Annotated in this window: 23 protein-coding genes, 1 pseudogene and 1 other annotated feature; of the genes and pseudogenes, 22 read left to right on the forward strand and 2 right to left on the reverse strand. The window is 40.9% G+C overall.

Features of this window, described 5'->3' with window-relative positions:
* Nucleotides 1–597 (forward strand): G5 domain-containing protein (locus HMPREF2853_RS10075; protein ID WP_261674238.1); only part of this gene is annotated, 597 nt, incomplete at its 5' end.
* Nucleotides 598–785: 188 nt separating this feature from the next.
* Here HMPREF2853_RS10075 and ald read toward each other — a convergent pair.
* Nucleotides 786–1,898 carry an alanine dehydrogenase gene (gene ald, locus HMPREF2853_RS05250; protein ID WP_070535161.1) on the reverse strand — a complete coding sequence of 371 codons (1,113 nt, stop codon included), beginning with the start codon at nt 1,896–1,898 and terminating at the stop codon, nt 786–788.
* Between the two features lie 176 nt (nt 1,899–2,074).
* Here ald and HMPREF2853_RS05255 point away from each other — a divergent pair, with 176 nt between their 5' ends.
* The 21 genes and pseudogenes from HMPREF2853_RS05255 to HMPREF2853_RS05355 all read left to right on the forward strand — a co-directional run bounded on the left by HMPREF2853_RS05255 (nt 2,075) and on the right by HMPREF2853_RS05355 (nt 24,999).
* Complete coding sequence (locus tag HMPREF2853_RS05255) at nt 2,075–2,644, forward strand: GNAT family N-acetyltransferase (protein WP_000443757.1); 570 nt, start codon at nt 2,075–2,077, stop codon at nt 2,642–2,644.
* 66 nt (nt 2,645–2,710) lie between these two features.
* A complete protein-coding gene (locus tag HMPREF2853_RS05260) occupies nt 2,711–3,361 on the forward strand; it encodes a helix-hairpin-helix domain-containing protein (RefSeq protein ID WP_000452009.1) in 651 nt (216 codons plus the stop codon).
* The gene (locus HMPREF2853_RS05265) at nt 3,345–5,585 is read left to right on the forward strand and encodes a DNA internalization-related competence protein ComEC/Rec2 (RefSeq protein WP_000942377.1); all 2,241 of its coding nucleotides are present in this window, start codon (nt 3,345–3,347) and stop codon (nt 5,583–5,585) included. The genes HMPREF2853_RS05260 and HMPREF2853_RS05265 overlap by 17 nt, the downstream gene beginning before the upstream one ends.
* A 73-nt stretch (nt 5,586–5,658) precedes the next feature.
* Nucleotides 5,659–5,790: a sequence feature (ribosomal protein L20 leader region), on the forward strand.
* Between the two features lie 15 nt (nt 5,791–5,805).
* Nucleotides 5,806–6,336: a translation initiation factor IF-3 gene (gene infC / locus HMPREF2853_RS05270; RefSeq protein WP_000848184.1), complete on the forward strand. Its 531-nt coding sequence runs from the start codon at nt 5,806–5,808 to the stop codon at nt 6,334–6,336.
* A 32-nt stretch (nt 6,337–6,368) separates the two neighbouring features.
* Complete coding sequence (gene rpmI / locus HMPREF2853_RS05275) at nt 6,369–6,569, forward strand: 50S ribosomal protein L35 (protein WP_001125942.1); 201 nt, start codon at nt 6,369–6,371, stop codon at nt 6,567–6,569.
* A 51-nt stretch (nt 6,570–6,620) separates the two neighbouring features.
* Nucleotides 6,621–6,980, forward strand: a complete 360-nt coding sequence (gene rplT, locus HMPREF2853_RS05280) for a 50S ribosomal protein L20 (protein ID WP_000124830.1) — start codon at nt 6,621–6,623, stop codon at nt 6,978–6,980.
* A gap of 174 nt (nt 6,981–7,154) precedes the next feature.
* The gene (locus HMPREF2853_RS05285) at nt 7,155–8,819 is read left to right on the forward strand and encodes a molecular chaperone HscC (protein ID WP_000635022.1); all 1,665 of its coding nucleotides are present in this window, start codon (nt 7,155–7,157) and stop codon (nt 8,817–8,819) included.
* Nucleotides 8,820–8,832: 13 nt separating this feature from the next.
* On the forward strand, nt 8,833–11,604 hold the full coding sequence (locus tag HMPREF2853_RS05290) for a J domain-containing protein (protein ID WP_001028664.1): 2,772 nt from the start codon (nt 8,833–8,835) through the stop codon (nt 11,602–11,604).
* Between the two features lie 97 nt (nt 11,605–11,701).
* Entirely contained in the window at nt 11,702–12,082 is a 381-nt protein-coding gene (locus tag HMPREF2853_RS05295; protein ID WP_000157150.1) for a lactoylglutathione lyase, read from the forward strand.
* 247 nt (nt 12,083–12,329) lie between these two features.
* Nucleotides 12,330–13,130, forward strand: a complete 801-nt coding sequence (locus tag HMPREF2853_RS05300; RefSeq protein ID WP_001070074.1) for a dihydroorotate dehydrogenase electron transfer subunit — start codon at nt 12,330–12,332, stop codon at nt 13,128–13,130.
* Nucleotides 13,093–14,079 (forward strand): dihydroorotate dehydrogenase, encoded by a 987-nt coding sequence (locus tag HMPREF2853_RS05305; RefSeq protein WP_161800715.1) that lies wholly within the window; start codon nt 13,093–13,095, stop codon nt 14,077–14,079. The genes HMPREF2853_RS05300 and HMPREF2853_RS05305 overlap by 38 nt, the downstream gene beginning before the upstream one ends.
* Before the next feature lie 110 nt (nt 14,080–14,189).
* Nucleotides 14,190–16,442 (forward strand): glucosaminidase domain-containing protein, encoded by a 2,253-nt coding sequence (locus HMPREF2853_RS05310; protein WP_083306893.1) that lies wholly within the window; start codon nt 14,190–14,192, stop codon nt 16,440–16,442.
* 148 nt (nt 16,443–16,590) lie between these two features.
* Entirely contained in the window at nt 16,591–17,406 is an 816-nt protein-coding gene (locus tag HMPREF2853_RS05315) for a hypothetical protein (protein WP_000749424.1), read from the forward strand.
* Between the two features lie 113 nt (nt 17,407–17,519).
* Nucleotides 17,520–17,756, forward strand: a pseudogene (locus HMPREF2853_RS05320) (DUF2829 domain-containing protein).
* Complete coding sequence (locus HMPREF2853_RS05325) at nt 17,749–18,447, forward strand: 3-oxoacyl-ACP reductase (RefSeq protein WP_000198460.1); 699 nt, start codon at nt 17,749–17,751, stop codon at nt 18,445–18,447. Before HMPREF2853_RS05320 ends, HMPREF2853_RS05325 begins: the two are co-directional and overlap by 8 nt.
* Nucleotides 18,448–18,457: 10 nt before the next feature.
* A complete protein-coding gene (locus tag HMPREF2853_RS05330; protein WP_000403335.1) occupies nt 18,458–18,958 on the forward strand; it encodes an NUDIX hydrolase in 501 nt (166 codons plus the stop codon).
* The gene (locus HMPREF2853_RS05335; RefSeq protein WP_002880722.1) at nt 18,936–19,784 is read left to right on the forward strand and encodes a putative PEP-binding protein; all 849 of its coding nucleotides are present in this window, start codon (nt 18,936–18,938) and stop codon (nt 19,782–19,784) included. Before HMPREF2853_RS05330 ends, HMPREF2853_RS05335 begins: the two co-directional genes overlap by 23 nt.
* Nucleotides 19,781–20,221 carry an ASCH domain-containing protein gene (locus tag HMPREF2853_RS05340; RefSeq protein ID WP_000188817.1) on the forward strand — a complete coding sequence of 147 codons (441 nt, stop codon included), beginning with the start codon at nt 19,781–19,783 and terminating at the stop codon, nt 20,219–20,221. Before HMPREF2853_RS05335 ends, HMPREF2853_RS05340 begins: the two co-directional genes overlap by 4 nt.
* 120 nt (nt 20,222–20,341) lie before the next feature.
* Nucleotides 20,342–22,888 carry a M1 family metallopeptidase gene (locus tag HMPREF2853_RS05345; RefSeq protein WP_001149146.1) on the forward strand — a complete coding sequence of 849 codons (2,547 nt, stop codon included), beginning with the start codon at nt 20,342–20,344 and terminating at the stop codon, nt 22,886–22,888.
* 109 nt (nt 22,889–22,997) lie between these two features.
* Nucleotides 22,998–23,672, forward strand: coding sequence for a two-component system response regulator CiaR (gene ciaR, locus HMPREF2853_RS05350; protein ID WP_000590630.1), 675 nt, complete (start codon nt 22,998–23,000; stop codon nt 23,670–23,672).
* Nucleotides 23,662–24,999 carry a sensor histidine kinase gene (locus HMPREF2853_RS05355; protein WP_000482345.1) on the forward strand — a complete coding sequence of 446 codons (1,338 nt, stop codon included), beginning with the start codon at nt 23,662–23,664 and terminating at the stop codon, nt 24,997–24,999. The genes ciaR and HMPREF2853_RS05355 overlap by 11 nt, the downstream gene beginning before the upstream one ends.
* A 64-nt stretch (nt 25,000–25,063) precedes the next feature.
* Here the strand turns inward: HMPREF2853_RS05355 and HMPREF2853_RS05360 are convergent, their stop codons facing one another.
* Complete coding sequence (locus tag HMPREF2853_RS05360; RefSeq protein WP_070535163.1) at nt 25,064–25,348, reverse strand: DUF3270 domain-containing protein; 285 nt, start codon at nt 25,346–25,348, stop codon at nt 25,064–25,066.
* Nucleotides 25,349–25,491 lie beyond the last annotated feature (143 nt).

Below are 25,491 nucleotides of genomic sequence, written 5' to 3' on the forward strand. Positions count from 1 at the left end.
CGAGTGAAAACAGCTGGCCAAAAAGGTGTTCGTACGATTGTTGAAACAGTGACTTACACAGATGGCGTTGAAACAGGTCGTGTTGAGAAATCAAACACAATCACCACTCCAGCAGTAGATGAGATTGTTGAAGTTGGAACTAAGAAAGTAGTAGCCCCAGTTGTAACGACTAAGGAAGAGACCAAGACAGAAGAAGTTGCTTTCCAAACTAAGGAAGTAACAAATCCAGATCTTCCAGAAGGAACTCGCCGAGTGAAAACAGCTGGCCAAAAAGGTGTTCGCACCATTGTTTATACAGTGACTTACACAGATGGAAAAGAGACAGGTCGTGTTGAGAAATCAAACACAATCACAACTCCAGCCGTAGATGAGATCGTTGAAGTAGGAACTAAGAAAGTAGCTTCTACAACAACCAACGGTGATAAGAAGGATCCTGCAACAACAGGAAACCAAGCCGAAAGCACTAAGAAAGAAGAAACTGCAAGTCAAGATAAGAAAGCTCTACCAAGCACAGGTACAGCAGTATCTAGTCTTCTTTCAGTCATCGGTCTTGCCTTTGCAAGTCTAGCTGCTTTTGTCCTTCGTAAGAAAGACTAAGGCTCTCTAATTGTACAAAAGCATCTTTTGTACGAGAAATACTAAAAAGAACCCAGAATTTATTCTTGGGTTCTTTCTTTATAAATTAAAACGAATTACTATGGATAAGTTGTTAGAAACGATATCATGTTATGGAGTTTGTAGAGTAGTATGAGTCTATTCTAGCTTGAAAGAATGGTCAACCATTTTTAAACCAATTCATTGATAGAAGTAAAATCTCTACCCAGGCCTTGGGCGACTGGGAGGCTGGTCAAGTAACCTTGATAAGTGGTCACACCTTGACGCAAGCCCTCATCTTCAGCAATTGCTTGTGCGAATCCTTTGCCAGCCAGAGCTTCGATATAAGGAAGAGTGACATTGGTTAGGGCGATAGTAGAAGTACGGGCAACCGCACCAGGGATATTGGCAACGGCATAGTGGAGAACACCGTATTTTTCATAGACAGGTTCATCGTGCGTTGTCACACGGTCAGCTGTCTCGATAACGCCACCTTGGTCAACGGCAACGTCAACAATGACAGAGCCTGGACGCATTTGTTTGACCATCTCATCTGTCACCAATTTCGGTGCTTTGGCACCAGGGATGAGAACTGCACCAATCACCACATCAGCATCTCTCACACTTGCTTCGATGTTGAATGAATTAGACATAAGAGTTTGAATTTGGTTTCCAAAGACTTCTTCTAGTACCGAGAGACGCTTCGCACTGATATCTAAAATAGTCACTTGAGCACCAAGACCAAGGGCGATGCGGGCAGCATGTGTACCGACGACACCACCACCGATGATGGTTACTTTTCCTTTTGGAACACCTGGTACACCACCAAGTAAAACACCAGAGCCACCAGCTTGCTTAGTAAGGAAGTGAGCTCCGATTTGAACAGACATACGACCTGCAACCTCACTCATAGGAACGAGGAGCGGTAGTTGTCCTTGATTGTCACGAACAGTTTCATAGGCAATTCCTGTTGTTTTTGCTGCTAACATAGCATCTGCTAATTCTGGTGCAGCGGCCATGTGCAAGTAGGTGAAGAGGAGAAGATCGTCGCGCAAATAACCGTATTCAGAAGCTAGTGGTTCTTTTACTTTCACGACTAACTCGGCAGCCCAGGCTTCTGCAGCAGTAGCGACAATCTCAGCTCCTTGCTTTTGATAGTCCGCATCAGTAAATCCTGAACCGAGACCAGCATTTGATTCGATGAGGACACGATGCCCGCGACTGACTAAACTATGGACGCCAGCAGGAGTGAGGGCAACGCGGTTTTCGTTATTTTTAATTTCTTTTGGGATTCCGATTAACATAGAGATAACCTACCTTTCAATTGACGGGATTGTTTTAGTTGTCACATTCCAGTTCATAAATCAGAAATGTGATGGTTTTATTGTATATGAAACCGCTTCAAAAATCAAGAAAAACTTGTCATCCAAATTTATTTATGCTAGACTAGTGAGAATCAAGCTCTAATGGAGGGAAAAGTATGGAATCAATATTTGTGAAATTTGCCCAGTATCCATCTATAGAAACGGAGCGTTTATTGCTCCGACCTGTAACCTTGGACGATGCAGAAGCTATGTTTGAGTATGCCTCAGACAGAGAAAATACACGCTACACTTTTCCAACAAATCAAAGCCTAGAAGAGACCAAGAACAACATCTCTCAGTTATACTTGGCTAATCCCTTGGGACGGTGGGGAATTGAACTAAAAAGCACTGGTCAGTTTATCGGAACCATTGACTTGCACAAGATTGATCCTGTTCTTAAGAAGGCAGCTATTGGTTACATTATCAACCAAAAGTATTGGAATCAAGGATTGACGACAGAAGCCAATCGTTCCGTGATTGAGCTGGCTTTTGAGAAGATTGGAATGAACAAGTTGACCGCTCTTCACGATAAAGACAATCCCGCATCAGGAAAGGTCATGGAGAAATCAGGTATGCGTTTTTCCCACGAAGAACCCTATGCCAAAATGGATAATAAAGAACCAGGTCGAATTATCACAAGAGTTCATTATGTCTTGACTAAGGAAGACTATTTTGAAAATAAATAAGCAGTTGAAAAGATTTTTCAGCTGTTTTTTTCTTTCACTTACGAATAACTTAAGAGAGGAGAAAATATGGAAGTCATTATCGAAAAAATCAAAGAGTATAAAATCATTGTCATCTGTGCTGGTTTGGGTTTAGCCTTAGGCGGATTTTTCCTGTTAAAACCAACTTCACAAACATCTGTGAAAGAAACAAATTTGCAGGCTGAAGTCGCAGCTGTTTCAAAGGATTCATCGTCTGAAAAAGAAGTGAACAAGGAAGAGAAGGAAGAATCTCCTGAACAAGATCTGATAACAGTAGATGTCAAAGGTGCTGTTAAATCGCCAGGGATTTATGACTTGCCAGTAGGTAGTCGTGTCAATGATGCTGTTCAAAAGGCGGGTGGCTTGACAGAGCAAGCAGACAGCAAATCGCTCAATCTAGCTCAGAAAGTTAGTGATGAAGCTCTGGTTTACGTTCCAACTAAGGGAGAAGAAGTAGCTAGTCAACAGACTGCTTCTGGGACGGCCTCTTCGACGAGCAAGGAAAAGAAGGTCAATCTCAACAAGGCCAGTCTGGAAGAACTCAAGCAGGTCAAAGGACTTGGTGGCAAACGAGCCCAGGATATTATCGACCATCGTGAGGCAAATGGCAAGTTCAAGTCGGTTGATGAATTAAAGAAGGTTTCTGGTATTGGCGCTAAGACCATAGAAAAGCTAAAAGACTATGTTACAGTGGATTAAGAATTTCCCTATCCCCCTAATCTATCTGAGTTTCCTGTTGCTCTGGCTTTACTATGCCATTTTTGGAGTGTCCTATCTCGCACTGCTAGGTTTTGTTTTTTTGCTTGTCTGTCTCTTTTTCCAATTTCCTTGGAAATCGGCCGGTAAAGTTCTAGCGTTTTGTGGAGTTTTTGGTTTTTGGTTTTTGTTTCAAACTTGGCAACAGACACAAGCTAATCAAAACCTAGTGGATTCTGTTGAAAGGGTACGGATTTTACCAGATACCATCAAAGTCAATGGAGACAGTCTGTCCTTTCGGGGCAAGGCTGAGGGTCGCACCTTCCAAGTTTACTATAAACTCCAGTCTGAGGAGGAGAAAGAGCTCTTTCAGGCCTTAACAGACCTTCACGAGATAGAGATAGAAGGAAAACTTTCAGAGCCTGAAGGTCAGAGGAATTTTGGTGGCTTTGACTACCAAGCCTATCTGAAAACTCAGGGGATTTACCAAACTTTGACTATCAAGAGTATCCAGTCAATGAGAAAGATTAGCAGTTGGGATATAGGAGAAAATCTGTCCAGTTTACGTCGAAAGGCTGTAGTTTGGATCAAGATGCACTTTCCAGATCCTATGCGCAATTATATGACAGGTCTTCTTTTAGGACATTTGGACACGGACTTTGAGGAGATGAATGAGCTCTATTCCAGTCTTGGAATTATCCATCTCTTTGCCTTGTCGGGTATGCAGGTAGGCTTTTTCATGGATGCCTTTAAGAAACTCCTCTTGCGATTGGGCTTAACTCAAGAAAAGTTGAAGTGGCTAACTTATCCCTTTTCTCTTATCTATGCAGGTCTGACAGGATTTTCAGCATCTGTTATTCGCAGTCTCTTGCAAAAGTTACTAGCACAACATGGTATTAAGGGCTTGGATAATTTTGCCTTGACGGTCCTTGTCCTTTTTATCATTATGCCAAACTTTTTCCTAACTGCAGGAGGAGTCTTGTCCTGCGCTTATGCTTTTATCTTGACCATGACCAGCAAAGAAGGCGATGGGATCAAGGCTGTTGCCAGAGAAAGTTTGGTCATTTCTTTGGGAATATTGCCCATTCTATCCTTTTATTTTGCAGAATTTCAGCCTTGGTCTATCCTTTTGACCTTTGTCTTTTCCTTTCTGTTTGATGTGGTCTTCTTGCCGCTTTTGTCCATCTTATTCATTCTGTCCTTCGTTTACCCAGTCACTCAGTTTAACTTTGTCTTTGAGTGGTTGGAGGGCGTCATTCGCTTGCTATCGCAGCTGGCAAGTAGGCCCCTGGTCTTTGGTCAACCCAACGCATGGCTGTTGATTCTACTGTTAGTTTCATTAGCCTTGGTCTATGACATGAGGAAAAACATCAAAAGACTAGCAGGAGTCAGTCTTTTTATTGTGGGGCTCTTTTTCTTGACCAAGCATCCACTTGAAAATGAAATTACCATGCTAGATGTTGGGCAAGGGGAGAGTATTTTCCTACGGGATGTAACTGGTAAAACCATTCTCATAGATGTAGGTGGTAAGGCAGAATCTGATAAGAAAATCGAGGCTTGGCAAGAAAAGGCGACGACCAGCAATGCCCAGAGAACCTTGATTCCTTATCTTAAAAGTCGAGGAGTAGATAAGATTGACCAGCTGATTTTGACCAATACAGACAAGGAACATGTTGGTGATTTACTGGAGGTGACCAAGGCTTTCCATGTTGGAGAGATTTTAGTATCAAAAGGAAGTCTGACACAGAAGGAATTTGTAGCGGAACTAGAAGCAAGTCAAACTAAGGTGCGCAGTGTGACAGCAGGGGAGAATTTACCGATTTTTGGCAGTTACTTAGAAGTCCTATCTCCAAGGAAGATTGGAGATGGGGATCGTGATGATTCTCTGGTTCTTTATGGAAAACTTTTGGATAAGCACTTTCTCTTTACTGGAAACTTGAAGGAGAAGGGAGAGAAGGAACTTTTAAAGCAATACCCTACCTTAGAGTTGGATATCTTGAAGGCAGGTCAACATGGTTCAAAGACTTCATCTAGCCCAGCTTTTTTAGAGAAGCTCAAACCAGAGCTTACTCTCATTTCAGTGGGCAAGAACAATCGTGCCAAACTCCCCCATCAGGAAACCTTGACACGAATTGAAAATATCAATAGCAAAGTTTACCGAACTGACCAGCAAGGAGCCATTCGCTTTAAAGGATGGAATAGTTGGCGAATGGAAACGGTGAGATAAAATAGATAAACTTTTTTGAAAAAATAACTTTTTATCTTGACAAGGAATAGAAAACTTGGTATCATATAAAAGTTGAGAAAAGCAGAAGTGAGAGCTTCTCGCCTTGTGACATCAAGTTGCCTGGCCCTACGGATGAAAAGTTTCTAAGAAACGCTATCATAACGTGCGGGCTTGTATCATTACGAGTCCGCTATTGTTTTTCTCTAATAATAAAAAAGAGGTGAAAACCATAGCAAAGCAAGACTTATTCATCAATGATGAAATTCGTGTACGTGAAGTTCGCTTGATCGGTCTTGAGGGAGAACAGCTAGGCATCAAGCCACTCAGCGAAGCGCAAGCATTGGCTGATAGTGCAAATGTTGACTTAGTATTGATTCAACCCCAAGCAAAACCACCTGTTGCTAAAATTATGGACTACGGTAAGTTCAAATTTGAGTACCAGAAAAAGCAAAAAGAACAACGTAAAAAACAAAGTGTTGTTACTGTGAAAGAAGTTCGTCTGAGTCCAACTATTGACAAGGGTGACTTTGACACAAAACTTCGCAATGCACGCAAGTTCCTTGAAAAAGGAAATAAAGTTAAGGTATCCATTCGCTTTAAAGGGCGTATGATCACCCATAAAGAGATTGGTGCAAAAGTTTTAGCCGAGTTTGCTGAAGCAACACAAGATATTGCGATCATCGAACAACGAGCTAAGATGGATGGACGCCAAATGTTCATGCAGTTGGCGCCAGCAACTGACAAAAAATAATTGTCAGAAAGTTAAATAAAGGAGAAAAAATCATGCCAAAACAAAAAACACACCGCGCATCAGCTAAACGTTTCAAACGTACAGGTTCTGGTGGACTTAAACGTTTCCGTGCTTACACTTCTCACCGTTTCCACGGAAAAACTAAGAAACAACGTCGTCATCTTCGTAAAGCATCTATGGTGCATTCAGGAGATTTCAAACGTATCAAAGCAATGCTTACTCGCTTGAAATAATAGCCTAACAGTAAGTAAACAATTCTAGGAAATATTTGGAGGAAATAAAACATGGCACGTGTTAAAGGTGGCGTTGTATCACGCAAACGTCGTAAACGTATTCTTAAATTAGCAAAAGGTTACTATGGAGCTAAACACATCTTGTTCCGTACTGCAAAAGAACAAGTAATGAACTCTTACTACTATGCATACCGTGACCGTCGTCAGAAAAAACGTGACTTCCGTAAATTGTGGATCACTCGTATCAATGCGGCAGCTCGTTTGAACGGACTTTCATACTCACAATTGATGCATGGTTTGAAATTGGCTGAAATCGAAGTTAACCGTAAAATGCTTGCTGACTTGGCTGTTAACGATGCAGCAGCTTTCACAGCTCTTGCAGATGCAGCTAAAGCAAAACTTGGTAAATAATGACAACTGTTTCATTCTTACTCTCGTGGTTTTTACCGCAGGAGTAGGGTGAAACTTTTTTATTTTCCTTAAACGATTTTCGATTTTAAAGAGTAAATCACAGATTTTTTCAAAGAAAATAGGATATTTCCTGTATAATAGGTATATCTAAAAAAGATTTGGAGTTAGAAGAAGATGATAGTAGGTATTGATTTAGGAACGACTAATTCTTTAGTGGGGGTTTATCAAGATGGTCAAATCAAGCTGATTCCCAATGCTTTTGGTGAGTATTTGACTCCATCTGTTGTGGCTTTAGATGACAATGATGAGATTATAGTTGGAAAAATTGCCAAGGAACGCTTGGTGACTCACCCAGATAAGACGGTTTCACAATTCAAGCGTTTTATGGGGACTAAACATGAGTTGACCCTAGGAAATCGAGCATATAAGGCTGAAGAATTAAGCTCTTTTATCATTCGAAAGTTGGTAGACGATGCAGAGACCTATCTTGGAGAAAAGGTCGAGGAAGTGATTGTCAGTGTACCAGCTTATTTCAACGATGCTCAACGCTATGCGACCAAACTAGCAGGGAAATTTGCTGGAGTTCAGATTGATCGGATTATCAATGAGCCTTCCGCAGCTGCTCTTGCTAAAAGATCTATGGTAAACCAGGAAGATCAATCTTTTATTGTAGTCGATTTTGGTGGTGGAACTCTAGACATTTCAGTTGTGGAGCTTTTTGATAATATCGTTGAAATCGTGTCAATCGCAGGGGACAATCGCTTGGGGGGAGAAGACTTTACTGCGGCTATTGCTGAGGAATTTTTAGTCTCCAATCAATTAACCAAGGATACTATTTCCCGTGAATTTTATAGCAAAATTTTGGTACAGGCTGAAAAGACAAAGCTGGAACTGAATGATAAAGAAGAAGTGAAGATGACAGTGATGGACCAAGATCAGGAATACTCTTTAGACTTGAGCTACCAGCGCTTTTATGAGCTTTGTCAACCGCTGCTAGCACGTGTTAAGGCTGTTTTGGACCGTGCCTTGATGGACGCACGCTATAGCTATGTGTCTTCTGATAATTTTGTTCTTGTTGGTGGGACTTCGAAACTCCGCTTGGTTCAGGACTTTTTATCCTACTGTATCAATCAAATGGTGCAGGTATCTGATGATCCCGATCGGATGATTGCGCGAGGTTGTGCCCTTTTAGCAGGAATCAAAGAACGCCAGGGTGAGATACGAGATTTATTACTGTCTGATATTTGCCCTTTTACACTGGGGATAGAAATAGTTGGTGACCGCTTTTCGCCGATTATTGAGCGAAATTCTACCCTGCCTGCTTCACGCATCGAACAGTACTATACGGCTGAATTGGGACAGAGTCAAGTCAAGATAAAGGTCTATCAAGGTGAGATGATGAAGGCATCACAAAATCTGTTTCTAGGAGAATTAGAAGTTCCCGTCCCTGTGAATACTCGAGTAAATGAAGGTTTCACAGTTCGATTTACCTATGATTTAAATGGGATTTTGGATGTCGAAGTGAAAATTGATTCAACACAGGAAGTCTTTAGTCATGTTATTCTCCAAGATAGTGTTACTCTGACAGAAAAGGAAATCAAGGCTAAGCAAGCAGAGTTGACTCGCTATAAGATTAATGCTCAAGAAACAGAGGTTTATCGCTTCTTGATTGAAAAAGCGAATCGCGTGTACAGTATGCTCTTGGGGAGAAGAAGAGATGAGCTAATGGCTGAAACAAGACGATTTGAAGAAGAGGTCAGCCAAGCATCTATGTATCATTTGCCAAAACTCTATCAATCATTTTCAAACTATCTAGACTTCCTAGAGCGAGGACTGTAAAAGAGGAGACCTTATGAATATATGGGAAACTTTAGGGATAGAGCCAACGACTGACGTCAAGCTTATTAGAAGGCGTTATGCTGAACTGGTTCGGCTCTATCACCCAGAAGACCAACCAGAAATTTACCAAGAAATTGTTGAAGCTTACCAAAAAGCCTTGACTTATGCGAGATATAAAAATACAAGACCAGAAAATAGTCTAAGAAAAGCGAGTGACTCTCAAGAAGCTACTGAACTTGAAGAAGAGGCGAATGAAAAACCTAACTCTAGTCTCAACTTTGAAAACTTGACTGAAAAAACGAAGACTGAGAACGAAGAGTCTGAAAGATCTGGTCTTGATTTCAGTGATTATCAGCAATCGACTGATAAAACCAGCGATTCCTTTAACTTTGAAACCTTTAAAGCAGAAGAGAATGAGCAAAAGTCCACCCTTGACTTTAGTGACTATGATGAGGAAGTTCAGCTAAATGGAGATTCTGAAGAAAGAGCTAAGAATACCCTCAACTTTGAAACGTTTGGTGACGAAGAGAACCAAGGGCAAGAAGGAATAACAAGGTCTACTCTTGACTTTAGTGGTTATAATGAAGAAACTTATCTGATTCGAAATGCGATTGAAAGTATTGTTGGAAATGACGGTTATAACCAAGAGGAACAAGAGCATCTATGGCGTCAGTTCTTTCATCAGTATCAGTATGATATGGACATTGTTCAATCCGTTTTAGAGGAAATGGATGTTTATATTTTTAATAAACCAGAGCAATTCTCTATCCTCATTCCCTTGCTGGAAGATTATATACCTGACTTCCGACACTGGGGCTATTACTATAAATTGAAGTATTGGAAAGTTAAAAGAGCTATAGCAGAAGAGGAAGGCAGTTCGCTTGAAAGCGCACATGAAGCCACTGAAGAATTCTATTATTCTTATCAACTTTGCCAAGAAATTCTCCAAGATTTTAACAAAGCAAATCAATTGAGCTCCTGGATAGAGTTTTTCAAGCACCCTTATTTGGCCTTTATGGTCTTAGATCAAGTAAATCAGAATCGTCAGATAATCAAGAGTGTGCCCGTTTTAACCTATATCCTGGAAAAAAACCGACAAGTCATATTTGAAGAGGATTATCCACTCTTGAACGACTTGGCTGATTACTTAGAGGAAGTAAAAGAGGAGCTGGGAGAAAACGTTGACTTTAGTCATTACACTCTAGATAATCCGGATGAAGTTGAGGCAGCCTTCTATGAGTTGCTCCATGCTCACTATGAAGACGAGTATAAACTGTTACGTGATTGGCAATACCTTTTTGAATCAGTCAAAGATCACACGCTCCTACTTGATTTGTTAGAAAAGGTGGACGTCTATCCTTTAACCAATGCGAAAGTGTTAGCCCTTGTTTTCCAATTTGTGGAGCGTTATAGTGATGAGGAATCAAATCCTTACCTGAAGAAACTTCATTTCTGGAAGAGTATCCATTCTTATCCTTCAGTGGTAGAGGAGTATGCACTTAACAAAAAAGAAAATTTTGATTACTGGTACAATGAAGGTTATCTTTATATAGATAAGCTCACCAAGAGCGATGAAGATATCAATGATTGGGAAAAGTGGAGAAGCTACTTTAAAGGAAGACCACGCATTCTAACGATTTTGCTTCAACAAATCTATAAGGAGTACCATCGGTTTACAGATGGCAAGCTCTTGAGATATGTTTTGGCTCCTTTTCCTACTTCTAAAATGGCTCCCCAAATGATGACGGAGGAGACAGACCAGAAACTAGAAGAGATGACAGCTTATGCTTATGAACTTAGTCATCCAAAGGCCAAGCTCTCTTATTTGGATTGGAAAAAAAGACAGGTATTTAATAATAAGTTTCTTCAGATTTTCTCTGGTCTCTTTACGATTGTATGTTTGCTACTCAGTATTATAGAGCGACCTGGTTATAATTCATGGGTTCATGCGGGCATGTTTTCACTCTTTTACGTCTATATGCTAAAATTAAGGAAAACACCGATTGAGGAGGGAGTGACTGCTAGAGGAGAAAAACGGAAATTCTACTACAGTCCTCATCCATGGTTCCTATTAATCTTGTTATTAATCCTCGTCATTCCATCCTTACCATTTGGTCTCATTGGTGCCCTTATGTTCATTACATTTTTCAGCTTCATCGATGGTTTCCAAGTGAGTCAGGGGCTGAAGTGGGATTATTCTTTGGAGAAGCTGATTCCTATCGGTATCTTTCTTTCTGCTGGTTTTCTTTCTGCTTTGGTAAATCAAAGCCAGACTATTTCAGGAGTTGCAACAGCCTACTTCCATATTTTTGCAATCCTTGTGATTTGCTTGTCTTTTACAAGATTCAGTCCTGGATTTCCACCATCTCTGAAGAAAATTTTCATACCAGCAATCTTGGGAATCCTACTCTTTCAAACGTTGCCATATATTCACAGCCGTTTAGATATCTTTGATCCAACTATTCTACGAAATGAAACACTGGCTATAACTGTTATCCTCTTGTTAAATGGAATTGCCTTATCTTATTTTACAAAGGAACAAGGCTTCATGATTGGTGTGAAGAAGGTCTTTATGATTTATGGATTGCAGATCTTTATTTTCCTAAGAAGACTGTTCCGAATCCTATTTGCACCAAATTCAGTTTTCGGTAATAACTATCATTACAAAGACTTACTAATCATGAACAGCGAATTTACGTTCTACTTCCTCGAGGGACTTTTTGTCCTGATCATGCTTTTCCTTATTCGCAATATACGCAAGGAAAATCGTAAAAGTGCTGCTTAGAATGAAAGCGTAGAGAAGAGGACTCTGGTTCAAGTTTCTAGTAAATTTTCCTGAATAAAGGTATAATAGAACTATTAAAACGAAAGAGGTAATGAAAATGGCTTCAAAAATGCTACACACTTGCTTGCGAGTAGAAAACCTTGAAAAATCAATCGCTTTTTATCAAGATGCTTTTGGATTTAAAGAATTGCGTCGCAGAGATTTTCCAGATCATGCTTTCACCATTGTCTATCTAGGACTTGAGGGGGATGACTATGAGTTGGAGTTGACCTATAACTATGATCACGGTCCTTACGTGGTAGGAGATGGCTTCGCCCATATCGCCCTCAGTACACCTGACCTTGAGGCCCTACATCAAGAACATAGCGCTAAAGGCTATGAGGTGACAGCTCCTAATGGACTTCCAGGAACTCAACCAAACTATTACTTTGTCAAGGATCCTGACGGTTACAAGGTCGAAGTCATTCGTGAAAAATAATCCAGTGAAGTCAAGTAGAATGTTCGTTTTCTACTTGACTTTTTTTCTTTGAAAGAGTATACTAATACAAATTTAACCTTTAAGGGGAGTCCAGAGAGACTCACAAGGTGTCAGATAAAAGGGATAAGGGGACTCTCTGTGGAGACTTTTTAAGTGTGCGCATGAGTTCTAGCCTAACCCAACTGAGGCCTTGCATTAGCAAGGCCTTTTCTTTATCTGGTCCCCTTAAATTTAAGGAGGAAAAGTCATGAATCCCACATGTAAGAAGCGTTTGGGTGCCATTCGTTTGGAAACCATGAAGGTGGTCGCACAAGAGGAAATTGCGCCAGCAATCTTTGAATTAGTCCTAGAAGGGGAGATGGTTGAAGCCATGCGAGCCGGCCAATTTCTTCATCTGCGTGTGCCTGATGACGCCCATCTCTTGCGCCGCCCTATTTCAATTTCGTCTATTGACAAAGCAAACAAGCAGTGTCACCTTATTTATCGGATTGAGGGGGCTGGGACAGCTATTTTTTCAACCTTAAGTCAGGGAGATACTCTTGATGTGATGGGACCTCAGGGAAATGGTTTTGACTTGTCTGACCTAGACGACCAGAGTCAAGTCCTCCTCGTTGGTGGTGGGATTGGTGTTCCACCCTTGCTAGAAGTAGCCAAGGAATTGCATGCGCGTGGGGTGACAGTAGTGACAGTCCTCGGTTTTGCGACTAAGGATGCTGTTATTCTCGAAACCGAATTGGCCCGATATGGTCAGGTCTTTGTAACGACAGATGATGGTTCTTATGGCATCAAGGGAAATGTTTCTGTTGTTATCAATGATTTAGACAGTCAATTTGATGCGGTTTACTCATGTGGTGCTCCGGGAATGATGAAGTATATCAATCAAACCTTTTATGATCATCCAAGAGCCTATCTATCTCTAGAATCTCGTATGGCTTGTGGGATGGGAGCTTGCTATGCCTGCGTTCTAAAAGTGCCAGATAGTGAGACCGTCAGCCAACGCGTCTGTGAAGATGGCCCTGTTTTTCGCACAGGAACAGTTGTATTATAAGGAGAAAGTCATGACTAACAAACGTTTACAAGTTTCTCTACCGGGCTTGGATTTGAAAAATCCCATCATTCCAGCATCAGGCTGTTTTGGTTTCGGCCAAGAGTATGCCAAATACTATGATTTAGACCTTTTAGGCTCCATTATGATCAAGGCGACGACACTTGAACCCCGTTTTGGGAATCCTACTCCCAGGGTGGCAGAAACGCCTGCAGGTATGCTCAATGCAATCGGTTTACAAAATCCAGGTTTAGAAGCTGTTTTAGCTGAAAAGTTGCCTTGGCTGGAAAGAGAATATCCTTCGCTTCCCATCATCGCCAATGTAGCAGGCTTTTCAAAACAAGAGTACGCTGCCGTTTCTCAGGGGATTTCCAAGGCTACAAATGTAAAAGCTATCGAGCTCAATATCTCTTGTCCGAATGTGGATCACGGCAATCATGGACTTTTGATTGGGCAAGATCCTGACTTGGCTTATGAAGTGGTAAAGGCAGCTGTGGAAGCCTCTGATGTGCCAGTTTATGTTAAATTAACCCCTAGTGTAACGGATGTTGTCACCATCGCCAAAGCCGCAGAAGATGCAGGGGCAAGTGGCCTAACCATGATCAATACCCTTGTCGGTATGCGCTTTGACCTTAAAACCAGAAAACCAATCCTAGCCAATGGAACAGGTGGAATGTCTGGACCAGCAGTCTTTCCAGTAGCCCTCAAACTCATCCGCCAAGTCGCCCAAACAACCGACCTTCCCATCATTGGAATGGGAGGAGTGGATTCTGCTGAAGCAGCGCTAGAAATGTATCTGGCTGGTGCCTCTGCTATCGGAGTTGGAACAGCCAATTTTACCAATCCATATGCCTGTCCTGATATTATTGAAAATTTACCAAAAGTCATGGATAAATACGGCATTAGCAGTCTAGAAAATCTCCGTCAGGAAGTCAAAGCCAATCTGAGATAAGCTAGGTCTTCCTTATCGTCAACAAGAAATAGAATCTTCATCAATTTGTAATATTTCCGTCGATTAACTATGTTACAATAGGGTTTAGAAAACGTTATTGGAGCATTTAAATGAAACGATGGAAAGTGGCCCTAGTAAGTGCTGGCTTATTGGGGTGTTTTTTTACTGTAGTGGAGACAGCAAAAGCAGAAGAGGGGACTTGGCAAGGAAAGACCTACCTCAAAGCAGACGGGAAACCAGCAACCAAGCAATGGCTTTTTGACCAAACGCATCAGAACTGGTTTTATCTTAAAGATAATGGTCAACGTGCAGAAAATGGCTGGTTGACAGTTGGTGGTAAAGATTACTATTTTAACGAAGCTGGAAAATTAGCTACGAAAACGTGGGTTGGCCAGTACTATGTGACTGAAAGTGGTGCTAAAGCAAAGGAACAGTGGGTATTTAATCAGGAAAAAGAATCCTGGTATTATCTAAAGTCTGATGGTCAGAAAGCTCAAAAAGAATGGATTCAACAAGGTCAAGAAAAATATTACCTTAAAGAAGACGGGAAAATGGCCAAAGATGAGTGGATCACTCAAGGTGAGAACCAGTACTACATCAATTCACAAGGTAAAATGCTGAAAAATGCTTGGCTTGGTAAAAGCTATATATCAGAAAATGGTAATAAGGTTAAACAAGCCTGGATTTATGATGACAACTATAGCAGTTGGTTCTACCTTCAACAAGATGGTACCTATGCTGAAAATAGGTGGTTAACTATAGATGGGAAGGACTACCATTTTAAATCAGGCGGTTATCTTTCTACTGAACGTTGGATTGATCGCTTCTATGTTGCGAAGAGTGGAGCTAAATTGAAATCGGAATGGCTCTTTGACAAGAATTATAACTCTTGGTTTTACTTGAAAGCTGACGGAACCTATGCCGAAAAAGGCTGGGAAACGATTAAAGAAAAAGATTACCATTTCAAATCAGGCGGTTATCTTTCTACCGAGCGCTGGATAGATCGCTTCTATGTTGCGAAGAGTGGAGCTAAATTGAAATCGGAATGGCTCTTTGACAAGAATTATAACTCTTGGTTTTACTTGAAAGCTGACGGAACCTATGCTGAAAAAGGTTGGCAAACCATCAAAGGCAAGGATTACCATTTCAAATCAGGCGGCTACCTCTCTATGGAAACTTGGATTGACCGCAGTTATGTGACGAGCAGTGGAGCAAAAGCTGGCAAAGGGTGGCTCTTTGACAAGAATTATAACTCTTGGTTCTATATCAACTCTGATGGAAATTATGCCAATAAAGAATGGCTCTGGGATAATGGTTACTACTATCTCAAATCTGGTGGTTATATGGCTGCGAGTGAGTGGGTATGGTACAAGAACAACTGGTTCTACCTCAAGTCAAATGGAAAGATGGCTGAGAAAGAATTAATCTACGATTCATCCGACCAATCATGGTATTACCTTAAATCAGGCGGTTATATGGCAAAAAATGAAACTGTGGATGGTCATACCTTGGATGCTTCTGGTAGATGGCATGTTGCGGATAAAACCAAATATTACAAAGTTAAACCAATCACTGCCTATGTCTATAGTGCATCTGGAGAAATCTTGAGTTACATTAACCAAGGAAGCATTGTTTCACTGGATAGCTCGACGCGAAAAGGCGGCCGACTTGCAGTTTCGATTTCTGGCTTGTCTGGCTATATGAATCAAAGTGATTTGACAGCAGTAGATGAAGGTAGCGAGTTTATCCCTCATTATACTAGTGATGGGAAATTCCTCTACCATGAACTCTCTCCATATACGAGTATCAAAGTAGCTCCACACACCTCTGCTATGGTTATTGGTAAGAAGTACTACTCAACTGATGGAGAGCACTTTGATGGCTTTACCATTAAAAATCCTTTCCTCTATAAAAACTTAAGAGAACCAAGTAATTATAGTGCAGCTGAATTGGATAAACTGTATTCGATGATGAACTTGCAGGATAGTCCTCTAGCAGGTAAAGGAGCGACTTTCAAAGAAGCTGAGGAACGCTACGGTGTCAATGCCCTTTACTTGATGGCACATAGCGCTCTTGAAAGTGCGTGGGGACGTAGTCAAATTGCCAGAGATAAGAACAACTTCTTTGGTATTGCTGCTTATGATACGAGCCCATATCTCTCAGCCAAGAGCTTTGATAATGTGGACAAAGGAATTCTCGGAGCGGCCAAGTGGATCCGTGAGAACTACATCGACTATGGCAGAGACCACCTTGGAAATAAAGCAACCGGGATGAATGTTCGCTATGCTTCTGATCCTTACTGGGGTGAGAAGATAGCCAGCATCATGATGACTATCAACAGCAAACTTGGTTGGAAAGACTAATCAAAAGAAATCAACGATAACTACTGAAAAGTGGTTATCGTTTTTGTATATCTGGCAATAAGTTGATTCTATAGCTTTTTACACTTGAAATATTTAAAACAATATATTAAAATATAGAGGAGATTATTTATAAATTGAGGAGTTTAAAATGAAGAAATCAATGATTGTTGGGCTTATTACTTTTATTGCTTTAGGTTTGGCAACAGGATACTATTTCTTATCCTATGCGCCTCATCAAGCTGCTGTAACTAAGTTTGAAGATGTAGTAAAGGATTTAAATGAAAAGAATAAAGAAGTTGAAGATCAAATAGCTGAGGCTGAAAAGGTTATTGAGAATAATGAAGAACCTCTTGATTCTAAGACATTGGAAGAATTGAAATCAACTATAAAGGATAGCAAAGATTCACTTCGTAAAGAACCAGAAATGGAGAAAGCGACTGCTAAGATTGAGAAGCAAATTGAAGAATTAAGTCAACCATTAGATTATAGTGAAACAAAAAAGAATTTGTCTGAAAAATTGACTCACTATCAAAATAGCATTCTTCAATTAAAACAAATTACAAATCCTTCTAGTTCTTTTATTGAAGAAAGACTCAAAGAAATTGAATCAATTACTGGAGTACAATCTGTTACGGAGGATAATGACCCTAATAAAAAATTAAATAAACAAGGAGGATATACAGCGTCTGTATATTTCGTTGACAAGCAAGTGAATGAATCTGTAGAAGGCTCAGATATTGTTCAAAAAGGTAATGATGCTGGTGGAAATATAGAAGTTTATAAGACAAAAGAAGATGCAGAAAAGCGCAATACTTATATTAGTGCTTTTGATGGAACTGCTTTAAATCCGGGATCCCACTATGTTTATGGAACCATATTAATTCGCACTTCGCACCATTTAACAGGAGCGCAACAGAAAGAACTGACTGAGAAAATCTACAATAAATTAATTGAACTGAAATAATTAAAAAATTGGATAGCTATTTGTTTTATTGAACTAAGATACAGTCAAAAAGCCGTTGGAAAACGGTTTTTTGTTATAATTAAATGAAGAATGTAGAATTGAAGGAGAACATCATGACTTTTGAAGAAATCCTGCCTGGATTAAAGGCCAAGAAAAAATATGTACGAACTGGTTGAGGAGGGGCTGAAAACTATGTTCAGCTTTTTGACACTATCGAGCAAAACGGGGTTGCACTTGAAGTGACGCCTTATTTCCTAATCAACGTGTCTGGGGAGGGAGAAGGTTTTTCCATGTGGAGTCCGACACCTTGTGATGTTTTGGCGACAGATTGGGTAGAAGTGCATGACTAGACGTGTATTGATTACGGGAGTGAGTTCAGGGATTGGTCTGGCTCAAGCTCGACTCTTTTTAGAGAATGGCTATCAAGTATATGGAGTGGACCAAGGTGAAAATCCACTCTTGGAGGGTGATTTTCACTTTTTACAGAGAGATTTGATCTTAGACTTGAAACCTGTTTTTGACTGGTGCCCTCAGGTGGATGTTTTATGTAATACTGCAGGAGTTTTGGATGCTTACAAACCCTTACTGGAACAATCAGCCCAGGAAATTCAAGAGATTTTTGAAATCAACTATATGACTCCTGTTGAGTTGACTCGTTATTATTTGACGCAAATGCTGGAAAATAAAAAAGGAATCATCATCAATATGTGTTCGATTGCTTCAAGTCTAGCTGGCGGAGGTGGTCACGCCTATACCTCGTCTAAGCACGCCTTAGTTGGCTTTACCAAGCAGTTGGCTCTAGACTATGCAGAGGCAGGTATTCAGGTCTATGGGATTGCTCCAGGGGCAGTCAAGACAGCTATGACCGCTGCGGACTTTGAACCAGGTGGCTTAGCTGACTGGGTAGCTAGTGAAACGCCAATCAAGCGCTGGATTGAGCCAGAGGAAGTAGCAGAAATTAGCCTTTTCTTAGCAAGTGGAAAAGCGAGCGCCATGCAGGGACAAATTTTGACAATAGATGGTGGCTGGTCTTTGAAGTAGGAGGAGTTGGATGGAAATCAAAAAACACTTTGGAGTCTATGCTGTTTGCTTTGAAAATGGGAAGTTACTCTGCATTGAAAAAACGAGGGGCCCTTATCAACATCGTTATGATTTACCAGGTGGTAGTCAGCAACTTGGGGAAGGATTGACGGAAACGCTGATTAGAGAAGTTATGGAAGAGACGGGATATACTGTTAGAAGCTACTCCAATCCTCGAATCTACGATGTTTTCGTCAGGGAAGAGTTAAAAAATTTTATGGTTCACCATATCATGGCATTTTATGATATTGAAGTCAACGAGAAGGAAGCTCAAGTCACGATTTCTGAAGCTGTCTCTGATGGTGCGAATGATTCACTCGGATATGTTTGGATGGATATTCAGAAAATCACAGAAGAAAATGCATCACCATTAGTCTTGAAGGTTAAGTCTGAATTATTAGAATTTCCAGAACTGGATAAGACTTCTTACATGAATTGGAAGGTGAATGATGAGAAACCAACTTGTCCTTAGTGGAGAACAAATTGTTGAAAAAGTGTATCCTCAGTTATTGCACCACGTCGGTATGATTCGTGGAGAATACTTACTGAGAGAGCTTAATCAAAACATCCTATTACCAAGTTGTCAGCAATTTGTAAAAGATTATCTAGATACCATTTGCTCCTTGTACTCAGATGAAGAGGTTTGGTATCGTTTTTCAGAGTTAACAAATACAGAAGCTAATTGTTTAGAGGGGACTAAAGAGCATTTTGATGAAAATCATCCCTTGTTTGGATATAGAGGGATAAGGCGTTTGCTGGCGTGTCCGAATGAATTTCAGGCTGAGGCACATGTCGTTACAGAAGTTTATCAAACCAATCCTAATCTGTCTGTTATTTTTCCTTTTGTCAATGATGCCGACCAATTAAAACAAGCTATTAGAGTATTGCGTGAGCATGGTTTTACTGGAAAAGTCGGTACAATGATTGAATTACCGTCAGCATATTTTGACTTGGACAGGATACTGGAAACTGGTATTTCAAAGATTATAGTTGGAATGAATGATTTGACTTCTTTTGTTTTTGCGACTGTGAGAAACAGTCAATGGCATGATATGGAAAGTCCAATAATGTTAGATATGCTGAGAGACATGCAGGATAAAGCAAGGATGAAAAAGATTGACTTTGCTGTAGCAGGCTATCTGAATGCTTCTTTCATACAAAAAATGAATCAGATGGGTATCAAGTGTATTATCCACTACAGTTCTATTCCAGAGATTTTTAATTTAGAGATTGATCATCCAGACCATCTCAAACGTGTAAAAGAAGTGAGTAAAAAATTACAAAGGAGCAACCCATGACACCGCAAGAAATGTGGAATGCGTATAAGCAAATTAACCCCTCGATTGGAGATGAGATAGATGCCTGGGCTTTTGGAGTGGAAGGCGATCTCTTGGCAGGTTTGGTTTTAAAAGGCGAAAAGACAGCAACCGCCTCAGCCTACGACCTCTACGCAATAGAGGACGAACCTCTTCCGCAAGAAGGGACCTTCGATGTCATTTTAGACAGTCAAAATCAGGCTGTCTGCATTGTCGAAATTACTAAGGTCTCCGTTCAGCATTTCAATCAAGTTTCTGCAGACCATGCCTATAAGGAAGGTGAGGGAGACAAATCTTTAGCCTATTGGCGTCAGGTTCATGAAGACTGTTTCACCGAGTGGATGAGGGAAGCTGGGCTGCCTTTTACGCCTGACAGCAAGGTCGTTTTGGAAGAATTTCGCAAGGTCTACCCACTGTAGACTGCAGAAGGAAGAAAGTTTTGGAAATTACCGTCCAATCCTTTTTTCTAAAGCAAAACATGATATAATAAGTTTGTTTGAAGAAGAGTAAAACTCTTAAACTTAGAATAGGAGAAAACTATGCAAGCAGTTGAACATTTTATTACCCAATTTGTTCCTGAACATTATGATTTATTTTTAGACTTGAGTCGTGAGACCAAGACCTTTTCCGGGAAGGTAACCATTACTGGTCAAGCACAGAGTGATCGTATTTCCCTTCACCAAAAAGACTTGGAAATCACTTCTGTGGAAGTTGCAGGTCAAGCTCGTCCATTTACAGTTGACCATGACAATGAAGCCCTTCATATCGAATTGGCTGAGGCTGGTCAAGTTGAATTAGTCATCGCTTTTTCAGGAAAAATCACAGACAACATGACAGGTATTTACCCTTCTTACTACACAGTTGATGGAGTCAAGAAGGAAGTCTTGTCTACTCAGTTCGAGAGCCATTTTGCGCGCGAAGCCTTCCCATGTGTGGATGAGCCAGAAGCAAAAGCGACTTTTGACCTCGCTCTACGTTTTGACCAAGCAGAAGGTGAAGTGGCCTTGTCAAACATGCCAGAAATTGATGTGGAAAACCGTAAGGAAACAGGCATCTGGAAGTTTGCGACAACACCTCGTATGTCTTCTTACTTGTTGGCCTTTGTAGCAGGTGATTTGCAAGGTGTGACCGCTAAAACTAAAAACGGTACCCTTGTAGGTGTCTACTCAACCAAAGCTCACCCATTATCCAACCTTGATTTCTCACTGGACATCGCCGTTCGCTCTATCGAGTTTTATGAAGATTACTACGGAGTTAAGTACCCAATCCCTCAATCACTTCACATCGCCCTTCCTGACTTCTCAGCAGGTGCTATGGAAAACTGGGGTCTTGTGACTTATCGTGAAGTTTACTTGGTTGTGGATGAGAACTCAACCTTTGCTAGTCGACAACAAGTTGCCCTTGTTGTGGCACATGAGTTGGCTCACCAATGGTTTGGTAACCTCGTGACTATGAAATGGTGGGATGATCTTTGGCTTAATGAAAGCTTCGCAAACATGATGGAATACGTCTGTGTGGATGCCATCGAGCCAAGTTGGAATATCTTTGAAGACTTCCAAACAGGTGGAGTTCCAGCGGCGCTTAAACGTGACGCGACGGATGGCGTTCAGTCTGTCCATGTCGAAGTCAAACACCCAGATGAAATCAATACGCTCTTTGATGGCGCTATCGTCTATGCTAAAGGAAGCCGTCTCATGCACATGCTTCGTCGTTGGCTAGGTGATGCGGATTTCGCTAAAGGATTGCATGCCTACTTTGAAAAACACCAGTACAGCAATACCATCGGTCGTGACCTTTGGAATGCTCTCGGACAAGCATCAGGTCGTGATGTTGCAGCCTTCATGGACTCTTGGTTGGAACAACCTGGTTACCCAGTTCTCACTGTCAAAGTTGAAAATGATGTCTTGAAGATTTCACAAAAACAATTCTTTATCGGTGAGCATGAAGACAAGAACCGCCTCTGGGTAGTGCCACTCAACAGCAACTGGAAAGGTCTACCAGATACACTTGAAACTGAAAGTATCGAAATTCCTGGCTACGCCGCTCTTCTTGCTGAAAATAAAGGAGCACTTCGCCTTAACACTGAAAATACAGCCCACTACATTACAGACTATCAAGGAGACTTGTTAGATGCTGTTCTTGCTGAGCTAGAGTCACTTGATAACACAAGCAAACTGCAAATCGTCCAAGAACGTCGTCTGCTTGCTGAAGCAGGGCACATTTCTTATGCTGACTTGCTCCCAGTCCTTGATAAACTTGCTAAGGAAGAGTCTTACCTTGTTGTTTCAGCTGTTTCTCAAGTGATTGCTGCCCTTGAACGCTTTATCGATGAAGGTACAGAAGCTGAGAAAGCCTTTAACAGTCTGGTTGCTAAATTGGCTCGTCATAACTATGACCGTCTTGGTTTTGAAGCTAAAGACGGAGAATCAGATGAGGATGAATTGGTTCGTCAGCTGGCCGTTTCTATGATGATTCGCTCCAATGATGCAGAAGCTAGTCAAGTCGCTAGTCAAATCTTTGCAGCTCATAAGGAGAACCTTGCAGGACTTCCAGCAGCCATCCGTGCACAAGTTCTCATCAATGAGATGAAACACCATGAGACCAAGGACTTGGTCGCAACTTATCTGGACCTCTACACTCATGCGACGGATGCGGTCTTCAAACGCCAGTTGGCAGCTGCTCTAGCCTACAGTACAGATGCTGACAATATCCAAACCTTGATTAGTTCATGGAAGGACAAATTTGTGGTCAAACCTCAAGACCTTTCTTCATGGTACCTCCAATTCCTCGGACACCAAGCAACTCAAGAGACTGTTTGGGTATGGGCGCGCGAAAACTGGGATTGGATCAAGGCAGCTCTTGGTGGCGACATGAGCTTTGACAGCTTTGTCATCTTCCCATCACATATCTTTAAAACAGAGCAACGCTTGGCAGAGTACAAGGAATTCTTTGAACCACAACTTTCTGACCTAGCTCTTAGCCGTAATATCCGCATGGGGATCAAGGATATCGCAGCGCGTGTTGACTTGATTAAGCGTGAAAAAGCTGCAGTAGAAGCTGTTGTAGCCCAATATGCCAAAGCTTAATTCGTTCAAAATGTAAACAAAAACTCAACTTTCTATCTGAAAAGAAGAGAGAGTTGAGTTTTTTTTAAGGCAATTTTGGTATAATAATCATAACGAGGAGGAGTTTCTGATGATAAAAATCTTATTAGTAGAAGATGACCTGGGTCTGTCAAACTCAGTATTTGACTTTTTGGATGATTTTGCAGATGTCATGCAGGTCTTTGATGGAGAAGAAGGTCTCTACGAAGCTGAAAGTGGCGTTTATGACTTGATTTTGCTTGACCTGATGTTGCCGGAAAAAAATGGGTTCCAAGTCTTGAAAGAATTGCGTGAAAAAGGAATCACGACACCAGTCCTTATCATGACTGCCAAAGAGAGTTTGGATGACAAGGGACACGGTTTTGAGCTTGGAGCGGATGACTACCTCACCAAACCTTTCTACCTTGAAGAACTCAAAATGCGAATCCAAGCCCTTCTCAAACGTTCAGGTAAGTTTAACGAAAACACCTTGACCTATGGAGATATTGTCGTCAACCTTTCAACGAATGAAGTGAAGGTGGAAGACACTCCTGTGGAACTACTCGGAAAAGAGTTTGAATTATTGGTTTACTTCCTTCAAAATCAAAATGTTATTCTTCCTAAGACGCAAATTTTTGACCGTCTATGGGGATTTGATAGCGATACGACGATTTCCGTTGTAGAAGTCTATGTCTCAAAAGTTCGTAAGAAATTGAAGGGAACAGCCTTTGCTGAAAATCTTCAAACCTTGCGTAGTGTCGGGTATATTTTAAAAGATGTTCAATAAACTAAAAAAAACATGGTATGCGGATGATTTCAGCTATTTCATTCGAAACTTTGGAGTGTTCACCCTGATCTTCTCTGCTATGACCTTGATTATCCTCCAGGTCATGCACTCGAGTCTCTACACTTCTGTAGATGAAAAACTCCAAGCCCTTAGTAGCAGTCCCCAAGCGGTTATCCAGTTAGCCCTGAATCGGGCAACTGAAGAGGTTAAGGATATTCAACCAGCAACAGCGGATGCCAACAAGGCTGAAATCAAGCCCAATGTCAGCTCCAATACGGAAGTCTTGCTCTTTGACAAGGATTTTAATCAGCTCTTACTGGGCAATCGCTTTTTAGGTTTGGACAAGATCAAGCTGGACAAAAAGGAGTTGAATCACATTCGCCAAATCCAAGTTGTCAATAGCTATGGTCAGGAAGAAACCTATCGGATGATTTTGATGGAAACCAACTCATCTTCCGTCTCAAGTAACGTCAAATATGCTGCGGTTTTAATCAATACCAGCCAGCTCGAGCAAATCAGCCAAAACCACGAGCATTTAATTGTTGTAGTCATGGCTAGTTTCTGGCTCCTGTCTTTAATTGCCAGTGTTTATCTGGCACGTGTCAGTGTCAAACCCTTGCTGGAAAGTATGCAAAAGCAGAAGTCCTTTGTTGAAAATGCGAGTCACGAACTGAGAACGCCTTTGGCCGTTTTACAAAATCGTTTAGAAAATCTCTTTCGAAAACCAGAGGCAACGATTATGGAATCCAGCGAAAGTATCGCTTCCAGTCTTGAAGAAGTTCGCAACATGCGCTTCCTCACGACCAATCTTCTCAACCTTGCACGTCGCGATGATGGAATTAAACCAGAAATAGCAGAAGTATCACCACAGTTCTTTAAGACGACCTTTGCTAACTATGAGTTGATTGCTTCTGAAAATGATCGTATTTTTGAGTATGAAAATCGGATTTATCGTCCCTTTATGACCGATCAGTTGCTCCTAAAACAGCTCATGACCATCTTATTTGACAATGCCATCAAGTATACTGAAGAAGATGGGAAAATTGAGTTTATAGTCCATGCTACAGATCGTCACCTCTATCTAACAGTAACGGATAACGGAATTGGAATCTCAGCTGCTGACAAGAAGAAAATCTTTGACCGTTTTTATCGTGTAGACAAGGCAAGAACTCGTCAGAAAGGTGGCTTTGGTCTTGGACTATCCTTGGCCAAGCAAATCGTAGATGCCTTACGAGGAACGATTAGCGTAAAAGATAACAAACCTAGAGGAACAATTTTTGAAGTTAAGATCGCTATTCAATCTCCTTCAAAACGTAAGAATAAATAAAAAAGACAGTTAGAGAACTGTCTTTTTTGATAACTAGAAAAGAGGTTGGTAGTAGTACCAACCTTTATTTCGAAAATTTTCGTCTCATTATCTTTCGTTGAAGTTGTAAAAGGGCGAAACTAAGACCCATTGCAGCGACAAAGGATAAAGCTGTATTTAATTTTATAGCTAAAAAGATAAAACTAAAAAGTGCCATAAAAATACAGAAACAAGCGATATTTACAAAAAATAAAATCTCTTTTAGGTTAGGGCCGACTGGGGCTTCAGGTGTGTAATCTTGGTAAAGCGGAGTTTGTTTTGATTCGGGAGCTTGTTCAAACTCATAAGCTTCTAGTTTTCTTGCGGACATGATTCTCTCCTTAACAGTACATAACTATTTTATCATTTTTTATGCAGAGAATTATTACAGGATTGTTACAAAACTACTAAAGTCTCTTATCATCCTCTAAGTCGCTCTCTTGACACCTACAAGGGAAAATGGTAGCATGGATG

The sequence above is a fragment of the Streptococcus sp. HMSC077F03 genome, assembly GCF_001812375.1.
GTDB lineage: Bacteria > Bacillota > Bacilli > Lactobacillales > Streptococcaceae > Streptococcus > Streptococcus oralis_S.

Coding starts and splice junctions, on each gene's coding strand:
- ald (WP_070535161.1), bottom strand. CDS start 1,898: ATGTTAATCGGAATCCCAAAAGAAATTAAAAATAACGAAAACCGCGTT.
- HMPREF2853_RS05255 (WP_000443757.1), top strand. CDS start 2,075: ATGGAATCAATATTTGTGAAATTTGCCCAGTATCCATCTATAGAAACG.
- HMPREF2853_RS05260 (WP_000452009.1), top strand. CDS start 2,711: ATGGAAGTCATTATCGAAAAAATCAAAGAGTATAAAATCATTGTCATC.
- HMPREF2853_RS05265 (WP_000942377.1), top strand. CDS start 3,345: ATGTTACAGTGGATTAAGAATTTCCCTATCCCCCTAATCTATCTGAGT.
- rpmI (WP_001125942.1), top strand. CDS start 6,369: ATGCCAAAACAAAAAACACACCGCGCATCAGCTAAACGTTTCAAACGT.
- rplT (WP_000124830.1), top strand. CDS start 6,621: ATGGCACGTGTTAAAGGTGGCGTTGTATCACGCAAACGTCGTAAACGT.
- HMPREF2853_RS05285 (WP_000635022.1), top strand. CDS start 7,155: ATGATAGTAGGTATTGATTTAGGAACGACTAATTCTTTAGTGGGGGTT.
- HMPREF2853_RS05290 (WP_001028664.1), top strand. CDS start 8,833: ATGAATATATGGGAAACTTTAGGGATAGAGCCAACGACTGACGTCAAG.
- HMPREF2853_RS05295 (WP_000157150.1), top strand. CDS start 11,702: ATGGCTTCAAAAATGCTACACACTTGCTTGCGAGTAGAAAACCTTGAA.
- HMPREF2853_RS05300 (WP_001070074.1), top strand. CDS start 12,330: ATGAATCCCACATGTAAGAAGCGTTTGGGTGCCATTCGTTTGGAAACC.
- HMPREF2853_RS05305 (WP_161800715.1), top strand. CDS start 13,093: ATGGCCCTGTTTTTCGCACAGGAACAGTTGTATTATAAGGAGAAAGTC.
- HMPREF2853_RS05310 (WP_083306893.1), top strand. CDS start 14,190: ATGAAACGATGGAAAGTGGCCCTAGTAAGTGCTGGCTTATTGGGGTGT.
- HMPREF2853_RS05315 (WP_000749424.1), top strand. CDS start 16,591: ATGAAGAAATCAATGATTGTTGGGCTTATTACTTTTATTGCTTTAGGT.
- HMPREF2853_RS05325 (WP_000198460.1), top strand. CDS start 17,749: ATGACTAGACGTGTATTGATTACGGGAGTGAGTTCAGGGATTGGTCTG.
- HMPREF2853_RS05330 (WP_000403335.1), top strand. CDS start 18,458: ATGGAAATCAAAAAACACTTTGGAGTCTATGCTGTTTGCTTTGAAAAT.
- HMPREF2853_RS05335 (WP_002880722.1), top strand. CDS start 18,936: ATGAGAAACCAACTTGTCCTTAGTGGAGAACAAATTGTTGAAAAAGTG.
- HMPREF2853_RS05340 (WP_000188817.1), top strand. CDS start 19,781: ATGACACCGCAAGAAATGTGGAATGCGTATAAGCAAATTAACCCCTCG.
- HMPREF2853_RS05345 (WP_001149146.1), top strand. CDS start 20,342: ATGCAAGCAGTTGAACATTTTATTACCCAATTTGTTCCTGAACATTAT.
- ciaR (WP_000590630.1), top strand. CDS start 22,998: ATGATAAAAATCTTATTAGTAGAAGATGACCTGGGTCTGTCAAACTCA.
- HMPREF2853_RS05355 (WP_000482345.1), top strand. CDS start 23,662: ATGTTCAATAAACTAAAAAAAACATGGTATGCGGATGATTTCAGCTAT.
- HMPREF2853_RS05360 (WP_070535163.1), bottom strand. CDS start 25,348: ATGTCCGCAAGAAAACTAGAAGCTTATGAGTTTGAACAAGCTCCCGAA.